The 14353-nt window shown below is 59.6% G+C and carries 13 protein-coding genes; 7 read left to right on the top strand and 6 right to left on the bottom strand.

Features of this window, described 5'->3' with window-relative positions; translation table 11 throughout:
- Positions 1-22: 22 nt before the first annotated feature.
- From ACMGG9_RS22405 to ACMGG9_RS22395, 3 genes are all read right to left on the bottom strand, one after another.
- The gene (locus ACMGG9_RS22405; protein WP_414161730.1) at positions 23-2509 is read right to left on the bottom strand and encodes a fimbria/pilus outer membrane usher protein; all 2487 of its coding nucleotides are present in this window, start codon (positions 2507-2509) and stop codon (positions 23-25) included.
- A gap of 86 nt (positions 2510-2595) precedes the next feature.
- The gene (locus ACMGG9_RS22400) at positions 2596-3147 is read right to left on the bottom strand and encodes a fimbrial protein (RefSeq protein ID WP_033651771.1); all 552 of its coding nucleotides are present in this window, start codon (positions 3145-3147) and stop codon (positions 2596-2598) included.
- Between the two features lie 91 nt (positions 3148-3238).
- On the bottom strand, positions 3239-3769 hold the full coding sequence (locus ACMGG9_RS22395; RefSeq protein WP_019455211.1) for a fimbrial protein: 531 nt from the start codon (positions 3767-3769) through the stop codon (positions 3239-3241).
- 757 nt (positions 3770-4526) lie between these two features.
- On the opposite strand from ACMGG9_RS22395, the gene ACMGG9_RS22390 reads away from it, so the two are divergent.
- The 5 genes from ACMGG9_RS22390 to fetB all read left to right on the top strand — a co-directional run bounded on the left by ACMGG9_RS22390 (position 4527) and on the right by fetB (position 8019).
- Complete coding sequence (locus tag ACMGG9_RS22390; protein WP_033651770.1) at positions 4527-4940, top strand: hypothetical protein; 414 nt, start codon at positions 4527-4529, stop codon at positions 4938-4940.
- 29 nt (positions 4941-4969) lie between these two features.
- Positions 4970-6067, top strand: a complete 1098-nt coding sequence (locus ACMGG9_RS22385) for an FKBP-type peptidyl-prolyl cis-trans isomerase N-terminal domain-containing protein (RefSeq protein ID WP_414161729.1) — start codon at positions 4970-4972, stop codon at positions 6065-6067.
- 37 nt (positions 6068-6104) lie between these two features.
- Positions 6105-6392 (top strand): FaeA/PapI family transcriptional regulator, encoded by a 288-nt coding sequence (locus ACMGG9_RS22380; RefSeq protein ID WP_033645326.1) that lies wholly within the window; start codon positions 6105-6107, stop codon positions 6390-6392.
- Between the two features lie 189 nt (positions 6393-6581).
- Positions 6582-7259: an iron efflux ABC transporter ATP-binding subunit FetA gene (gene fetA, locus ACMGG9_RS22375; RefSeq protein WP_033645325.1), complete on the top strand. Its 678-nt coding sequence runs from the start codon at positions 6582-6584 to the stop codon at positions 7257-7259.
- Positions 7246-8019 carry an iron efflux ABC transporter permease subunit FetB gene (gene fetB / locus ACMGG9_RS22370; protein ID WP_033645324.1) on the top strand — a complete coding sequence of 258 codons (774 nt, stop codon included), beginning with the start codon at positions 7246-7248 and terminating at the stop codon, positions 8017-8019. Before fetA ends, fetB begins: the two co-directional genes overlap by 14 nt.
- 35 nt (positions 8020-8054) lie before the next feature.
- On the opposite strand, the gene ACMGG9_RS22365 is transcribed toward fetB, so the two are convergent.
- Together ACMGG9_RS22365 and ACMGG9_RS22360 are read right to left on the bottom strand one after the other, a co-directional pair.
- Positions 8055-8891 (bottom strand): TIM barrel protein, encoded by an 837-nt coding sequence (locus tag ACMGG9_RS22365; RefSeq protein ID WP_342185072.1) that lies wholly within the window; start codon positions 8889-8891, stop codon positions 8055-8057.
- A gap of 31 nt (positions 8892-8922) precedes the next feature.
- Positions 8923-10365 carry a sugar porter family MFS transporter gene (locus tag ACMGG9_RS22360; RefSeq protein ID WP_414161728.1) on the bottom strand — a complete coding sequence of 481 codons (1443 nt, stop codon included), beginning with the start codon at positions 10363-10365 and terminating at the stop codon, positions 8923-8925.
- A gap of 556 nt (positions 10366-10921) precedes the next feature.
- Here ACMGG9_RS22360 and ACMGG9_RS22355 point away from each other — a divergent pair.
- Positions 10922-12427, top strand: a complete 1506-nt coding sequence (locus tag ACMGG9_RS22355; RefSeq protein WP_047573403.1) for a CoA-acylating methylmalonate-semialdehyde dehydrogenase — start codon at positions 10922-10924, stop codon at positions 12425-12427.
- Between the two features lie 77 nt (positions 12428-12504).
- Positions 12505-13326 (top strand): 5-deoxy-glucuronate isomerase, encoded by an 822-nt coding sequence (gene iolB, locus ACMGG9_RS22350; protein WP_033645320.1) that lies wholly within the window; start codon positions 12505-12507, stop codon positions 13324-13326.
- Positions 13327-13364: 38 nt separating this feature from the next.
- On the opposite strand, the gene ACMGG9_RS22345 is transcribed toward iolB, so the two are convergent.
- The gene (locus tag ACMGG9_RS22345; RefSeq protein ID WP_099784935.1) at positions 13365-14201 is read right to left on the bottom strand and encodes a MurR/RpiR family transcriptional regulator; all 837 of its coding nucleotides are present in this window, start codon (positions 14199-14201) and stop codon (positions 13365-13367) included.
- Positions 14202-14353 lie beyond the last annotated feature (152 nt).

Here is a 14353-nt window from a genome sequence, read left to right as displayed (position 1 = left end):
CATTATTTCTCAGCGTTACGGATTACAGGGTGGCGCACGGCAGCAGCAGCTGGTCCAGCGGCTTGGCGGCGCCCGGGATCACGATGCGGCAGCGGCGTTGGCCTTCCCAGGCGACGTCCAGTTTTTCCTCCGGCTGCACGCCGGTCAGGTAGACCGAGCCGCCGTCGTTGACCACCGCGACCTCGCGGCCTTTCTCGCTCAGCACCGCGGCGCCGAACGGCGGTTCGCTGCCGTCCGCGAGGCGAATGGTGGCCAACAGCTTGCTGCCTTTCACCACCTCGAAGTGGCGATAACCGATGGCGCCTTCGGTCAGCGTGCCTTGCACCACGGCGCGAGTGGCCTCGACGTCGTCCGCCAGCTTGTTGACGTCGATGCGGGTGTCGGTGTTGTAGTAGCTGGTGATGTCGGAAATCACCGCCAGCCCGAAGCGGTTGCTGTAGGCGCGGCCGTTGTTGATCGGCACGCCGGCGATGCCGTCGGTGTTGAGCATCATGCGGCTGCCGCCGTTGCTCGAGTTCTGATGCGCCGCGATGCCGTGCCGGGTCGCAGTGAGGCCGCCGCGGAACGAGCCACCGATCGACGAGTAGCTGTCCTGCTGGTAAGAGGCGCTGGCGTTCAGCGAGCCAAACGAGGCGTTGTGGGTGTAGTACCCGCGCGCCAGCGATTTGCCGGACTGATTAAAGCCGCCGCTGACCTGCCAGGTATTGTCCGGATCGCTGTAGTCGTTGTACGACGCGGTCTGCGTGACATCGCCGTTGTTGGTTTGCAGCGCATAACCGACGCGCCGACGGTCGCCGATCGGCACGGTGAAGTTGAGCATCACGCTGTCGTCGGTGCGGCCCTGGTAATAGGTGCGGTAAGCCGACAGCGAGGCGGTGATGTTGCTGATATCGCCGACGCTGAACAGCTTGCTGGCCGACAGCCCGTAACGGTCCTGGGTTCGCGCATCCCAATAGGTCTGGTGCGAGTAGGTCAGGTAGGCGGTGATCGCCTTGGCGCTGTCTTCCGCCATAAAGGTTTTGCTGGCGGTGATGGTGTACAGCTCTTTCTGGCGGCCGTTGTAATTCTTTTCGTAATCGCCGTAACGCTCCTGCAGGTACTGCGACATGTTCATGAACTTGCGCTGCGAGAAGCGGTAGCCGGCGAAGGTGATCTGGCTGTTCAGCTCATCGAACCGTTTGGCGTAGTTGAGCTTGAACGACATGCCGCTGGCGGTCGGCTCGCCGGGCAGACGGGCGATCGACTGGGTGACGTCCAACGACATGGCGCCGAACACGTTCAGATCGCGGCCGAGGCCGAGCGCCCAGGCGTTATAGTCGCCGCCGAGCAGCGCCCCGCCATACAGCGACCAGGCGTTGCTCAGCCCCCAGGAGAAGTCGCTGGCGGAAAACAGCGGGCCCTGGGTGCGGTGGTCGTAGGCCGAGGTTTTGCCGAGCGCCACGTTGTAGCGCACGTAGCCCGGGCGGGTCAGGTACGGAATGGTGGCGGTATCCACCTGGAAGGTCGAGACGGTGCCGTCCTGCTCTTCCACCTTGACGTCCAGCTTGCCGCGCACCGAGCTGTTGAGATCCTGAATGGCGAACGGCCCGGCGGGCACGGTGGTTTCGTACAGCGTGCGGCCTTCCTGCGAGACGGTGATCTTGGCGTTGCTCTTGGCGATGCCGCGCACTTCCGGCGCGTAGCCCTGCAGGTTCGGCGGCAGCATGCGCTCGTCGCTGGCCAGATTGAGGCCGGTGAAGCGATAGGCGTCGAACACCCCGGAGTCGAGATAAATCTCACCCAGCGTCAGCTTGGCGGCCTGCATCGGCAGCGCGCGGTAGGCGTAGATCTGGTTCCAGTCGAAGCCGGTGCTGCGATCGCCGGCCTGCTGATTGTAATTGGCCTGGTAGTCCGCGCGCAGGCGCCAGGGGCCCAGGTTGGCGCCCAGCGTGCCGTAGCTGCTCAGGTTCTGGGCGGTGTTGTTGTTGTGATTCTGCTTGCCTAACTGGCCGCTCAGGTTGTAGTCCAGCAGCAGGCCGGGAATGCCGTCGTCCCACTGTTCGGGCGGCGTCCAGTCGGGATCGGAGTATTTCATCCACGCCTGCGGGATGGTGATCGCCAGCACGCCGCCGCCGATGCGATCGGAGACGGTCGCGCCTTTGATGCCGCGAATGTCGGCGCACTGGTTGTCGTGCCACAGGGTGACTTTTTTGGCCGCTTCTTCTTTCAGCGCCATTTTTTCCACCAGATCAGGCGGCAGGCACACCTGGCTGCCGCTCTTGTTATCCGGCGACGGGAAATACTGAATGCTGCGCTGGGGCAGCGTTTTCTGGTTGATCTTGATGTCCAGCAAATAAGCGCCGGGCATGACGTAGTCGGCATCGGAGAAACGCGAAAGATCCACTTTGCTGCGCTCGCCGATATCCAGGACGTCGGTATTGAATTCCGTGGCGGAAAATGCCGGACGCACCCAGAGGAAAGATAGAATGACGAGAAGAGGTAGGTGTTTCCGTGTCAGTAATGACGTCATAGCATAATCACTCATGGCAAGTCCGCGCCCAATAGCAGGTCATCCGTGCGACCTGAATACGTAATGCTGTGCAGCGCCCGCCGGCGCTAGAGATAAGACAGGGTGAATTTGGCCAGAGAGCTGAAGCCGCCCGCCCGCGCCTTATCGGGATGCAGGCGCAACTGCGCGCCAAAACGCAGCGTGTTGTCGCCGGCGACGATCTGGTAATCCGCCGTCGTGCTGCCGAGCGGGATCGGGGTGCCGGCATCGGTCAACAGCTCGATAGCCACGCCCTGCGCCTCGCCGTAGACGCCCAGCAGGGAAGGATCCCGGCTGTCGGCGGTGCCGTCGAAGGTGACGTTGGCCGCGCGATAGATGAAGTCAGGCTTCACCTGGCTGGCCAGTTCGCAGTTCACCAGTTTGATCGTGAAATGACGGCGGCTGCCGATCAGCACCGATTGCCCGTCCTGCGAGGCATCGGTCATGGCGATCAGACCGAAATCGACGGTTTGATCCAGGCTGTCGCTGGCGATGCCGCACGGCGTTTCAACGATGGTGCCGCCCAGGCTGACTTTGCCGTGGCCCTGATTTTTCACTGCCGCCGCCGCGCTGCCTACGCTGAGCGCGATGAGCAACAGGCCGCAAAGGCGGATAGTCATGCTGGCGTCTCCCTGTCTTGCCCTGTTCCCTTGCCGCTCTCGTCGGCATGCAATCAAGCGGGGGATGCCCTGAGACATCCCCTGTGGGGTATTACAGGTAAGCCAGGGTGAAGTTGGCCACGCTGGTGAAGTCGCCCGGCACCACGGCGGCGGAGGCGCTGCTGCCCTGCAGGTAAGCGGCGAATTTCAGCGAGTTGTCGCCGTCGTTCAGGCCCTGACCGTCGGTTGCCGTGCCCAGTTCCACTTCCTTGGAGTGCAGGTTGTCGTAGATCACGATGCCGGCGCCGGTTGCCGTGCCGCTCAGGGCCAGCAGTTTGTTGTTGACCGGATCAGGCGTGCCGGTAAAGGTCACCTTGACGTTTTTCATGGTGGAGATGGAGCAATCTTTCAGTTCGATGTTGAAAGGTTGCATGCTGGATTTACCCTGGTTAGCCAGGATGCGGCTGCTGATCTGGCCCATTGGTACGGTTTGGTCAACGGATTCCGGCGCGACGCTGCATGGCGCATCGATAATTTCGCCGGTAAAGGTGACTTTACCGCTGCCCTGATTAGATGCGGCGTGAGCAACAGATGCAGAAGCGAAAGCAATCACGGTTGCCAGCATTAATTTATTCAGTTTCATTTCTCAGGTTCCTGTAGAGAGTTTTTAAATAAAAAGAACAGCACATCTAAATCCCCCGCAGCGGCGGCAACGTCATGTCGCCGGCCGTACGGTTGGAGCCAGATCCTTTTGCTCTGGGCAATACGCCAACATCCGTTATTTATGAGAAATAACGAGATTGGGAAAATCGACAATGGATTTTCTGGTAAATAAAATACGAGTTTTACGTGTGGCGTGTTGCTGGGAATATTCTTGCAAATAATAGTATTGCTTGGAAATAGATTTTATTAAATTAAGTCAAATTCAGAATATAAAACCAAAAGGAAAAAGAAATATATTTGCTTTAAAACCAATAGATCGTATACAAATATTATCCAGTATAAATCACTATATAAATAACGATATGCGAGATATTAGATCGGGGGAAATAGGCTGATACCTACAATTCGCCATATTGTTTTGCTAATATCGCCCTGAGGCAGCAGATGATGAATTTCCCTTTAGAAACAAAATATAAAACATAATCTATTGTTTTTATTGTTGTTTCGTGGTTTTCTTCTCCTAAGGGATTGGTTTTTTTATTCGTGTTTAGCCCGCGTTTAGGTCTAATTCATTAACAATTAAATAACAATGTCATCGGTAGTGAATTATTCTATCGCACTGCGGTATAGGGATTTTTCACTGCCTAACCCATTTTGATTAATCAAATTAAGGCATGTGCTGTTGCCGTTCGCCACATAATGATGACCTAAGTGACAATTAAAGGATTATAAACGGAATGATAACGATGATTAATGCTTGCGGCGGCCGCCGCACGGTAGTTTCTGCTATATTTTTACTGTCTGTCATGTCGCTGTCAGGCTGCGTGGGCGGTAGCAAGACAAACCTGAATTCCGTGAAAAAACTTTCACAGAACAATCCTAATGATAAATCCGATGAACAACGTATCGCGCTTTGCCAGCAACGGGTTAACTCATTAAAAAATATTAATCCGCAGAGTTACCAAAAACGCATTGCCTATTTTAACGGTCTGCTTTCCAACGCTTCCGGATATGCCGGCGTACGCGGCAATGTGGATGAAAGCACCCGTAAAGCGATTGATGCTCTTTATCAATATAAAACCGAGAAATTCTGCGCCGACGTTGAACATGAGCTGATGTCCGATCTGTCCAACCGGGTCGAGAATCTGTAGCCATGAAGCGATGCGCGCAAAGATGGGCGATGGGGCTTTGGCTGTTGGCGCTGAGCGGTGCCGTTTGCGCCGCTGACGACGGCATTCCCGCCCTGTTGAAGTTTGCCGAACAGCGGCAGGCTCCGCCGGCCGCGCTCAAGGAGGAAACCGCGCGTAAACCGGCGCCCGCACCGGCCGCCGTCGCGGGGGCAGACGGCGCTCGTTTAACTTCTCTGAAGCACTCTGTACAACAGCAGGCGGAGAAAATCCGTCAGCTGGAGCGCCAGTTGGCGGCGGCTCAGGCCGCCGCGGCGCCGAAAAGCGCGCGGACCGATGTCGATATTCGGCCGCTGGCCGATGCCCTGAAGGCGTTGCGGCAGGCCGTTGCGCCGTTGCCTGAGGTCACCGCGCTGGCCGCTTCGCTCACGCGGGCCGAACAGCGCAGCGCAAGCTTGACGGCGCAGTTGGCACAGCAACGACAGCGGGTAGACGCCTTGCTGGCTGAGCGGCGGCAGGCGGCTGAGGCCCCGGTGCTGGCCAGCGAGGCGGACAAGCAGGCGTATGCCGCCGGCGTATCGCTGGGGCGCGATATTTTGCATCTGCAACAGGAAAACCGGCGAGCGGGACTGGAGGCGGATCGGCGGCTTTTGCTGGCGGGCATCGCCGATACCCTGGCCGGGCGGTTGCGGCTGGATGAGGCCGCCATCGACAGCGCGCTGCGCACGGCGCAGCAACGTTTGCAGCAGACGCAACAGACACAGGCTCCCCCTCCGGACGGCAAGGCCTATCTGGCCGATTTCGCCCGCCAGGAGGGAGTCAAGCAAGATGCGCTCGGTTTCTACTACCGGGTGGACTATGCCGGCAGCGGTGCGATCGGCGCCGACGATCGGGTGGATATCGTGGTGCGCGAAAGCCTGACCGACGGCCGGGTGATCAAAGACATGGAGCTGGCGGGAACGGTGATCTCGCAGCCATTGACGCGCTATCCGCCGCTGTTTCACGCGGCTATCGAGAAGCTGCAGCGCCACGGCTCGATCACGCTGGTGGTGCCGCCGGCGCTGGCGTACGGCAAGCAGGGCAGCCCGCCGGCGATCCCTCCGGACGCCACCATGATTTATACCCTGCGCATCGCTGACGTGCAGTCGTGAGCGGGGAGCTCAGCAGTAACCACTCAGGAGGAATGCTATGGCCAAGGCGCCGAAAACGTTTGAAAGCAGAAAATCGCTGATGCTGAATGTGTTGCAAGGATTGTGCAGGGATCGTGTGGAAGGCTCCGGCGGCCATCATCCCCCGCCGGAGCAATGGCCGAAGACCCGCGAGCTGGCGGATAAATGCGGTGAAAACATTTATACCACCCGCACCCTGCTGCTGGCGCTGGAAAAGGAGGGCAAGGTCCGCTGCACCCACCGCAGCATCAACAATTCTCTACGCTGGTACAGCTGCGACGAACAGGCAGCGATAAAAAAAGAGTGATTCGACCCTGACGGTCGCTTTTGACTATCTTACAGCTAAACATTAATTAATCTTATTATTTGGCGGGGCATTTCGCTCCGCCAATCCTCCTCTCCGCTTTCCGCCCTCCGCGCAGGCATTGCTAAGATGTTTTTTGCGACCATATACTTATCGCTCAGACGGGAACAGGTGTAGGGAGCCGGCATCGTAATGAAGGAAAAGAAAGACATACTGAGATTGGATGATATTCATTATCAAATAGACCGCCAGGTGATCCTGGACTCCGTCTCTTTCACGTTGGGTGAGGGCGAGTTCAAACTGATCACCGGGCCTTCCGGCTGCGGAAAAAGCACGCTGCTGAAAATCATCTCTTCCTTAATGAATCCGACCAGCGGAAGCCTCTATTTCGACGGCCAGGCGATCGACGAGATGTCGCCGGAGGCGTATCGCAAGCAGGTCTCTTATTGCTTCCAGACGCCGGCGCTGTTCGGCAATACGGTTTACGACAATCTGGCGCTGCCGTATCAGATCCGCCAGGAACCGCCGGCCGAGCGAAAAATGAAGGCCGATCTGGCGCGTTTCGGCCTGCCGGAGGCGATGCTGACGAAAAGCATCAATGAACTGTCCGGCGGGGAGAAGCAGCGCGTGTCCCTGATCCGCAACCTGCAGTTTATGCCGCGGGTGCTGTTGCTCGATGAGATCACCAGCGCGTTGGACGAGGAAAATAAGCGCAACGTCAACGAAATCGTGCATCAGCTGGTGGCGGAACACCGGCTGGCGGTGCTGTGGGTGACGCACGATACCGAAGAGATAGCGCATGCGGACGAGGTGATCACCCTGCGCGCGCACGGCGCCGAGCCACAGGAGCAACAGCATGAATCAGCATAATATCACCAACGAATCCTTGGGCTTGTCGATGGTGCTGGTGGTGGTCGCCATCCTGATCAGCCACCGGGAAAAGCTGGCGTTGGAAAAGGACATCATCTGGAGCATCTGCCGCGCGGTGGTGCAGCTGATCATCGTCGGCTACGTGCTGAAGTATATTTTCGACCTGGATAACGCCGTTCTCACCGTGTTGATGGTGCTGTTCATCTGCTTTAACGCGGCCTACAACGCCAAGAAACGCAGCAAGTACGTCGAACACGCGTTCGTGACGTCGTTTATCGCCATCACCACCGGCGCGGTGCTGACGCTGGCGGTACTGGTGTTGACCGGCTCCATTGAATTTACGCCGATGCAGGTGATCCCCATCTCCGGGATGATCGCCGGTAACGCCATGGTGGCGGTGGGGCTGTGCTACACCAACCTCGGCCAGCGTTTCAAAAGCGAGCAGCAGAAGATTCAGGAGATGCTCAGCCTGGGGGCGACGCCCAAGTTCGCGTCGGCGGCGCTGATCCGCGACAGCATCCGCGCTTCGCTGATCCCGACCGTCGACTCGGCGAAAACCGTTGGGCTGGTCAGCCTGCCGGGCATGATGTCCGGGCTGATCTTCGCCGGCATCGATCCGGTGAAAGCGATCAAATATCAGATTATGGTGACCTTCATGCTGCTTTCCACCGCCAGCCTGTCGACCATCATCGCCTGCTATCTGGCCTACCGTAAGTTTTACAACGAGCGCCATCAGCTGGTGGTCGGCAACCTGAAGTAACGCCATGAAAAACGGCCTCCGCGGAGGCCGTTTTTTTACCCTTGCAGCAGGGCGATGCTCTGGCGGATTTCCCGTTCGATATCCGCCTCGCTCCAGCGGTCCAGCTGTGAAGAGAACGGTTCGAAAGCATAGACGCCGGTGTAGCCCAGGCGTTCCAGGTTCTGCACCTGGCGGCGGCTCTCCAGCCGATCGCTCTCGCTCAGCATGATGCGCTCTTCGTCGCTCAGCGCGCTTTTATCCCGCCCGTCCTCCACGCCGGACAGATGCACCAGGCCGATCTGCGCCACCTGGATCTGCGCGTCAAAGTCGGCCTGCGTCACGCCGCTCAGATAGTGGTGGAACGTATCGAGCACGATGCGGTACGGCGCGCCCGAGTCGCGGATAAGCGCCTGGGTCAGCAGCGACGATCGCAGCGAGCTGATGCCGAAGCCCAGCGGTTCGACGTATCCCTGCACACCATAGCGGGCAAACAGCGGTGCCAGCAGCCGCAACGCCGCGAGGGTGTCGTCCCGTTTTTGCTGCTCGCTGCGCGTGTCGTCGGCGCTGCAGTGCGGGCATAGCACCAGCGCCCGGCTGCGGATGGCCTGCGCCTGCGCCAGCATCGCTTCGGCGCGCTGCTGCAGCGCCGCCGGGTCATCCATCAGATTGAATCTGCCGAGGGCGTTGATCGTGACGATCTCGATGCCGTATTGCGCGGCGAGCGCGTTGAGCTGCGCGTTGCTCAGATCGTCGGTCACCTTGCCGCTGGGCATGTCGTTGCGCAGCTCAACTTTGCTGAGCCCGCAGCGTTTCACCAGGCGGAAAAAACGGTCCAGATCGAGATTCGGCGCGATCTTGCGGTTAATGCAGAAGCGGTCCAGCGCAATGTTCATGGGCATGACTCCAGCGGTCAGGGTTGAGAGATCAGGATTTGCCGTTTTCCAGCGGCAGCGGCTTGCCGTCGGGCTGGGATTGGCGGTGGCGTTTTGCCAACACCACCTGCTCCATTTTTTCCAGCGAGACGCCTTTGGTTTCCGGAATATAGCGGCCGATGAACCAGTAGCTGAACAGACAGCAGGCGGCGAAGATCCACATCGGGAAGGCGCCGTGGAAATGCGAGAACAGGTAAGGGTGATCGTTGATCATCGGGAACGACTGCGACACCGCGAAGTTGGCGACCCACATGCAGCCGACGGCGATGCTCATCCCCTGCGCGCGCATGCGGTTCGGGAAGATCTCCGACACCAGCACCCAGGCGCCGACGCCCCAGGAGAGCGCATAAAACACCATGAAGAACAGCATGCCGAACAGCGCGAAATAGCCGGTGGCCTGGGTGTAGAGCGCGTACGAGGTGAGCAGCAGGCCCGCGATGGCGCCCAGCGTGCCGTAACGCATCAGCGGAATGCGGCCCATGCGATCCATCAGCATGGCGCCGATGACCGAACCGACCAGCTGCAGCACGCCGATCCAGATGGTCTGGAACAGCGCTTCCTGCGCGTTTTCGGTGACGGTTTTCAGCACCACCGGCGCGTAGTACATCATCACGTTGACGCCGGTGACCTGCTGCAACATGGCGATCATACAGCCGACGAACAGGATGAAACGCACCCGCACATCGCCGTAGTTCAGCTTCCGGTGCTGCTGCTGTTGATCCTGCTGCAGCGAGTCTTTGATTTCTTTCAGCAGATTCTGCGCGTGGGCGGCGTTGGAGACTTTGGTCAACATCGCCAGCGCCTGATCGTCGCGGCCCATCATCACGTTCCAGCGCGGCGATTCAGGAATGACGAACACCAGGATGCAGAACAGAATGCAGGGGATCACGCCCGAGGCGAACATCCAGCGCCAGCCCATTTCCACCAGCCAGGCTTCGCTGGCGAGGCTGGCGATTTTGAAGTTGACGTAGAAAATCACGATCTGACCGAAGACGATGGCGAACTGCTGCATGCTGAGCGCCCGCCCGCGCATGTCTTTCGGCGACACTTCCGACATGTACATCGGCGACACGGTGGCGGCGATGCCGACCGCCAGCCCGCCGATGATGCGGTAAATGACGAACCAGGTGAAGGTCGGGGCCAATGCGGTGCCGACGGCGGAAACGGTGAACAGCAGCGCCGCCAGCATCAGCGCCTTTTTACGGCCCCAGCGCGCCGCCAGCGGCCCGGCGGCGAAGGCGCCGATTACGCAGCCGATCACCACGTTGGAGACGGCCCAGCCGGTTTCGGCCGGGCTGAGATTGAAATAGGTTTTCAACGCTTCGATCGCGCCGGAGATCACGGCGGTGTCGTAGCCGAACAGAATGCCGCCCAGGGCGGCGATGCCGCAAATTCGCAATATGTAACCGGTATTGTGCTTACGCTGATATGACATGTGTTGCTCCGATTTTTATCCTGGCTTCCGTCCGCACGGTTGGGGTGTCGGGAAGAGGGCGAGCGGAAGGGTGTGAACCGTGCCTGTCATCAAGGCGATGTCGTTGATAAATGCTGGAACAAACAAGAACATTTATTTCATAATTAGTGAATAATGGAATATTGATTTTTAGATCCAGTTCAAAAAAAACCGTCGCGAGCGATCCGGGCGCCTTGGGCGCTCGGAGGGAGGCGGTAACGGCCGCAGGTCAGGCGCAGTGCGGATTTTCTGTAGCAAAGTCAGTATGCATTAGCGATGGACTCTCCTGCGAAACCGCGCCTTGGTTGGCGCGGTAATGAAAGCGCCAACCCGATCGACACCGCAAAATTGCGACCTCACGCACTAAAAATAAATTTTTCAAAACAATTTATTTGAAATTTTTTTTTCAATAAAATAGAGTTTGCTGCATCCGGTCAGGATGTAGCCGGCTTGCCGACGGGGTTTGGCGAGCGGGAAGATTAACGCCGCGCCGCCTGGGTGTGGCCAGGCGACAGCGGACTTGAAAAGAGGGCGTGACATGAAAACCGTGGGTAATTTTATTGACGGGCAGGTGTGCCTGAGCAGCAGCAATCAGACCGTCGACGTGCACAACCCGGCCAGCGGGCAGGTTGAGCGGCGCGTCACGCAGAGCACTGCTGCCGAAGTCAAACAGGCCATCGACGTGGCCCACCGGGCGTTCGCCGACTGGTCGCGCACTACGCCGCTGCGCCGCGCGCGCATCATGTTCAATTTCAAGGCGCTGCTGGAACAGCACCGCGACGAGCTGGCCGAGCTTATCGTCAGCGAGCACGGCAAAGTGTATTCGGATGCGCTGGGCGAACTGACGCGCGGCATGGAAGTGGTCGAATTCGCCTGCGGCATCCCGCATCTGATCAAAGGCGAGTACTCGCCGGACGTCGGCAGCGGCGTCGACAGCTTCTCGCTGATGCAGCCGCTGGGCGTGGTGGCGGGCATTACTCCGTTCAACTTCCCGGCGATGGTGCCGATGTGGATGTTCCCCATCGCGCTGGCCTGCGGCAACACCTTTATCCTCAAGCCGCCGGCGCTGGTGCCTTCGGCCTCGGTGCGCCTGGCGGAACTGTTGAAGGAAGCCGGTTTGCCGGACGGCGTGTTCAACGTGGTGCACTGCGCCAATGAAGATGCGGCGCAGCTGTGTACCGATCCGCGCATTCAGGCGGTGAGCTTCGTCGGCTCCTCCACCGTGGCGGAACATATCTATACCACCGCCAGCGCGCACGGCAAGCGGGTGCAGGCCTTCGGCGCGGCGAAGAACCAGGCGATCGTCATGCCGGACGCCGATCTGGACGCCACGGTCAACGCGCTGATGGGCGGCGCGTTCGGCTCTGCCGGCGAGCGCTGCATGGCGTTGCCGATCGCCGTGGTGGTTGGTGACGACACTGCCGATAAACTGATCGCCAAACTGAAGCCGCTGATCGCGCAGCTGCGCGTCGGGCCGGGCTTGCAGCAGGGCGGCGAAGAGAATGAAATGGGGCCGCTGGTGTCGTCCGCTCACCAGAAAAAGGTGCTGGGCTACATCGATTTGGGCGTGGAAGAAGGCGCCACCCTGGTGGCCGACGGCCGCAACTATCAGGTGCCGGGCTATCCTGAAGGCTACTACGTCGGCGGCACGCTGTTCGACCATGTGACGCCGAACATGCGCATCTACCGCGAAGAGATTTTTGGGCCGGTGCTGGGCATCGTACGGGTGCCGGACTACCGCACCGCCATCGACACGGTGAACGGCCACGAATTCGGCAACGGCAGCGCCATCTTCACCGGCAGCGGCCACTATGCGCGCCAGTTCGTGCAAGACGTGCAGGCCGGAATGGTCGGCGTCAACGTGCCGGTGCCGGTGCCGATGGCGTTCCACAGCTTCGGCGGCTGGAAGCGCTCGGTGTTCGGCGCGTTGAACGTGCACGGCACCGACGGCGTGCGCTTCTACACGCGCATGAAGACCGCCACCGCGCGCTGGCCGGCCGGGCAGCAGACGGTGTCCGAATTCAGCATGCCGACGCTGGGCTAAGCGCTTTCACACTCAGGCCAGGCCGTTGCTCCTTCGGGGCAACGGCCTTTGCACTGCGAGTTAACAGGAGAATCGAAATGTCTTCACTGCTTGCCAAATGTCAGACGCCGAACGCCGAGGGGCGTATCCAGCACGTGACGCCGGAAAATGCCGGTTGGCGCTATGTCGGCTTTGACGTTTACCGCCTGGCTGCCGGGCAGTCGCTGCAGCTGGAATGCGGCGACAAGGAACTGTGTCTGGTGCTGGTCGCCGGTATCGCCTCCGTCGCCACGCGGCGCGCTGAATACCCGCATATCGGCAAACGCATGAGCCCGTTCGAGCGCACGCCGCCGTATGCGGTGTATGTGCCGCACCACGATCGCATCGACGTGCGGGCGGAAACCGATCTGGAGCTGGCGGTGTGCAGCGCGCCCGGCGGCGGCCACCTGCCTTCACGGCTGATCACGCCGGCGGATATCGGCGTGGAGCGGCGCGGCAAGGGGCGCAACCAGCGGCTGGTGCACAACATTCTGCCGGACAGCGAGCCGGCCGACAGCCTGCTGGTGGTGGAGGTTTACACCGACGAGGGCAACACCAGCTCCTACCCGAGCCACAAGCACGATCAAGAAGACTCACCGGACGAAACCTATCTGGAAGAGACGTACTATCACCGCATTCAGCCGGAGCAAGGGTTCTGCATGCAGCGCGTCTATACCGACGACCGCACGCTCGACGAGTGCATGCCGGTCTACAATCGCGACGTGGTGAAAGTGCCGCGCGGTTATCACCCGGTGGCGACCCTGGCGGGTTACGACAACTATTACCTCAACGTGATGGCCGGGCCGGTGCGGCAGTGGAAGTTCACCTGGGAAAAAGACCACGCCTGGATTAACGGCGACGGCTACCCCGCCGCGCAATAGGCGCTTGAGGCCCGGCTTGCCGGGCTTTTTTGTCAGCTTTACTCGTCCCGGGCGTTATTCAGCGCCAGCGAGACCGCCAGCGTCTGCGCCAGGCACATCGAAGCCACCTGCGAGCGGAACCCGTCCACCTGCGCTTCGCGCACCACGAAACAGACGTCGCTGAAGGCGGCCAGCGGGCTGACCTGGCTGTCGGTGATGGCGATCTGCTGCGCGCCGCGCTTGGCGCCCAATTCCACCAGTTCCACCGCCTCGCGGGCGTACGGCGAATAGCTGATGGCGATCACCACGTCCTTCGGTTTCACCATGCTCAGCTGTTCGGTGAACATCCCGCCCAGGCCGTCGATCAGAAACGCGCGGCGCTCCAGATGGCGCAGCGCATAGGTGAGGTAGGAAGCGACGCTAAACGAGCGGCGCAGGCCGATCACGTAGATGTTTTCGGCGTTATTGAGCAAATCGACGGCGCGTTCCAGCTGCTCGGGGGCGATTTGCATCGCCAGTTGCTGCAGCGCCTGCGCGTTGACCATGGTGAACACGTTGAGAATCTCCGCCGGTTTCTCCGGCGCGACGTTGTCGTCGGTGGAGGTTTGGCGGAACAGACGCGCGCGCTCGGTATAGTTCACCGTCTCTTCCATCAGATGCTGACGGAACACCTGCTTCATTTCGTTGAAGCCGCTGAAGCCGAAGGCGTTGGCGAAACGGATCAGGGTGGAAGGCGGCACGCTGGCCTGTGCGGCGATGGAGGCAACGGTATCGAAAGCGATGCTGTTACTGTTATCCAAAATATAGCGCGCCACCTGCTTCAAACGCTTGCTTAGCGTTTCATAACGGTGGCGGATCTCGTCCTGTAACAGCGAAAGTTGAGTTGGGTTGTTCATCCATTCGGCTCGCAGTGGGGTGAAGGCGCATTGGCCTGACGCCTGAAATATTGACAGGGTATTTTAACAGACGGAGCGGAAATTTCATTTCCTCAAAAAGCGATTTATTCGATCGCACATTGCGCGACTTCACAGAAAATGGGCAAAAAAAT

Source organism: Serratia sp. BNK-10, assembly GCF_047456065.1.
Lineage (GTDB): Bacteria > Pseudomonadota > Gammaproteobacteria > Enterobacterales > Enterobacteriaceae > Serratia > Serratia ureilytica.
The sequence above is the reverse complement of the archived record's forward strand: the minus strand, read 5'-3'. Positions and strand labels throughout refer to the sequence as shown.

Excerpts from the sequence above, each read along its gene's own strand:
- fetB (WP_033645324.1), top strand. The coding sequence starts at position 7,246 with ATGAATCAGCATAATATCACCAACGAATCCTTGGGCTTGTCGATGGTG.
- ACMGG9_RS22380 (WP_033645326.1), top strand. The coding sequence starts at position 6,105 with ATGGCCAAGGCGCCGAAAACGTTTGAAAGCAGAAAATCGCTGATGCTG.
- fetA (WP_033645325.1), top strand. The coding sequence starts at position 6,582 with ATGAAGGAAAAGAAAGACATACTGAGATTGGATGATATTCATTATCAA.
- ACMGG9_RS22365 (WP_342185072.1), bottom strand. The coding sequence starts at position 8,891 with ATGAACATTGCGCTGGACCGCTTCTGCATTAACCGCAAGATCGCGCCG.
- ACMGG9_RS22395 (WP_019455211.1), bottom strand. The coding sequence starts at position 3,769 with ATGAAACTGAATAAATTAATGCTGGCAACCGTGATTGCTTTCGCTTCT.
- ACMGG9_RS22405 (WP_414161730.1), bottom strand. The coding sequence starts at position 2,509 with ATGACGTCATTACTGACACGGAAACACCTACCTCTTCTCGTCATTCTA.
- ACMGG9_RS22400 (WP_033651771.1), bottom strand. The coding sequence starts at position 3,147 with ATGACTATCCGCCTTTGCGGCCTGTTGCTCATCGCGCTCAGCGTAGGC.
- ACMGG9_RS22385 (WP_414161729.1), top strand. The coding sequence starts at position 4,970 with ATGGGGCTTTGGCTGTTGGCGCTGAGCGGTGCCGTTTGCGCCGCTGAC.
- ACMGG9_RS22345 (WP_099784935.1), bottom strand. The coding sequence starts at position 14,201 with ATGAACAACCCAACTCAACTTTCGCTGTTACAGGACGAGATCCGCCAC.
- ACMGG9_RS22360 (WP_414161728.1), bottom strand. The coding sequence starts at position 10,365 with ATGTCATATCAGCGTAAGCACAATACCGGTTACATATTGCGAATTTGC.
- ACMGG9_RS22390 (WP_033651770.1), top strand. The coding sequence starts at position 4,527 with ATGATAACGATGATTAATGCTTGCGGCGGCCGCCGCACGGTAGTTTCT.
- ACMGG9_RS22355 (WP_047573403.1), top strand. The coding sequence starts at position 10,922 with ATGAAAACCGTGGGTAATTTTATTGACGGGCAGGTGTGCCTGAGCAGC.
- iolB (WP_033645320.1), top strand. The coding sequence starts at position 12,505 with ATGTCTTCACTGCTTGCCAAATGTCAGACGCCGAACGCCGAGGGGCGT.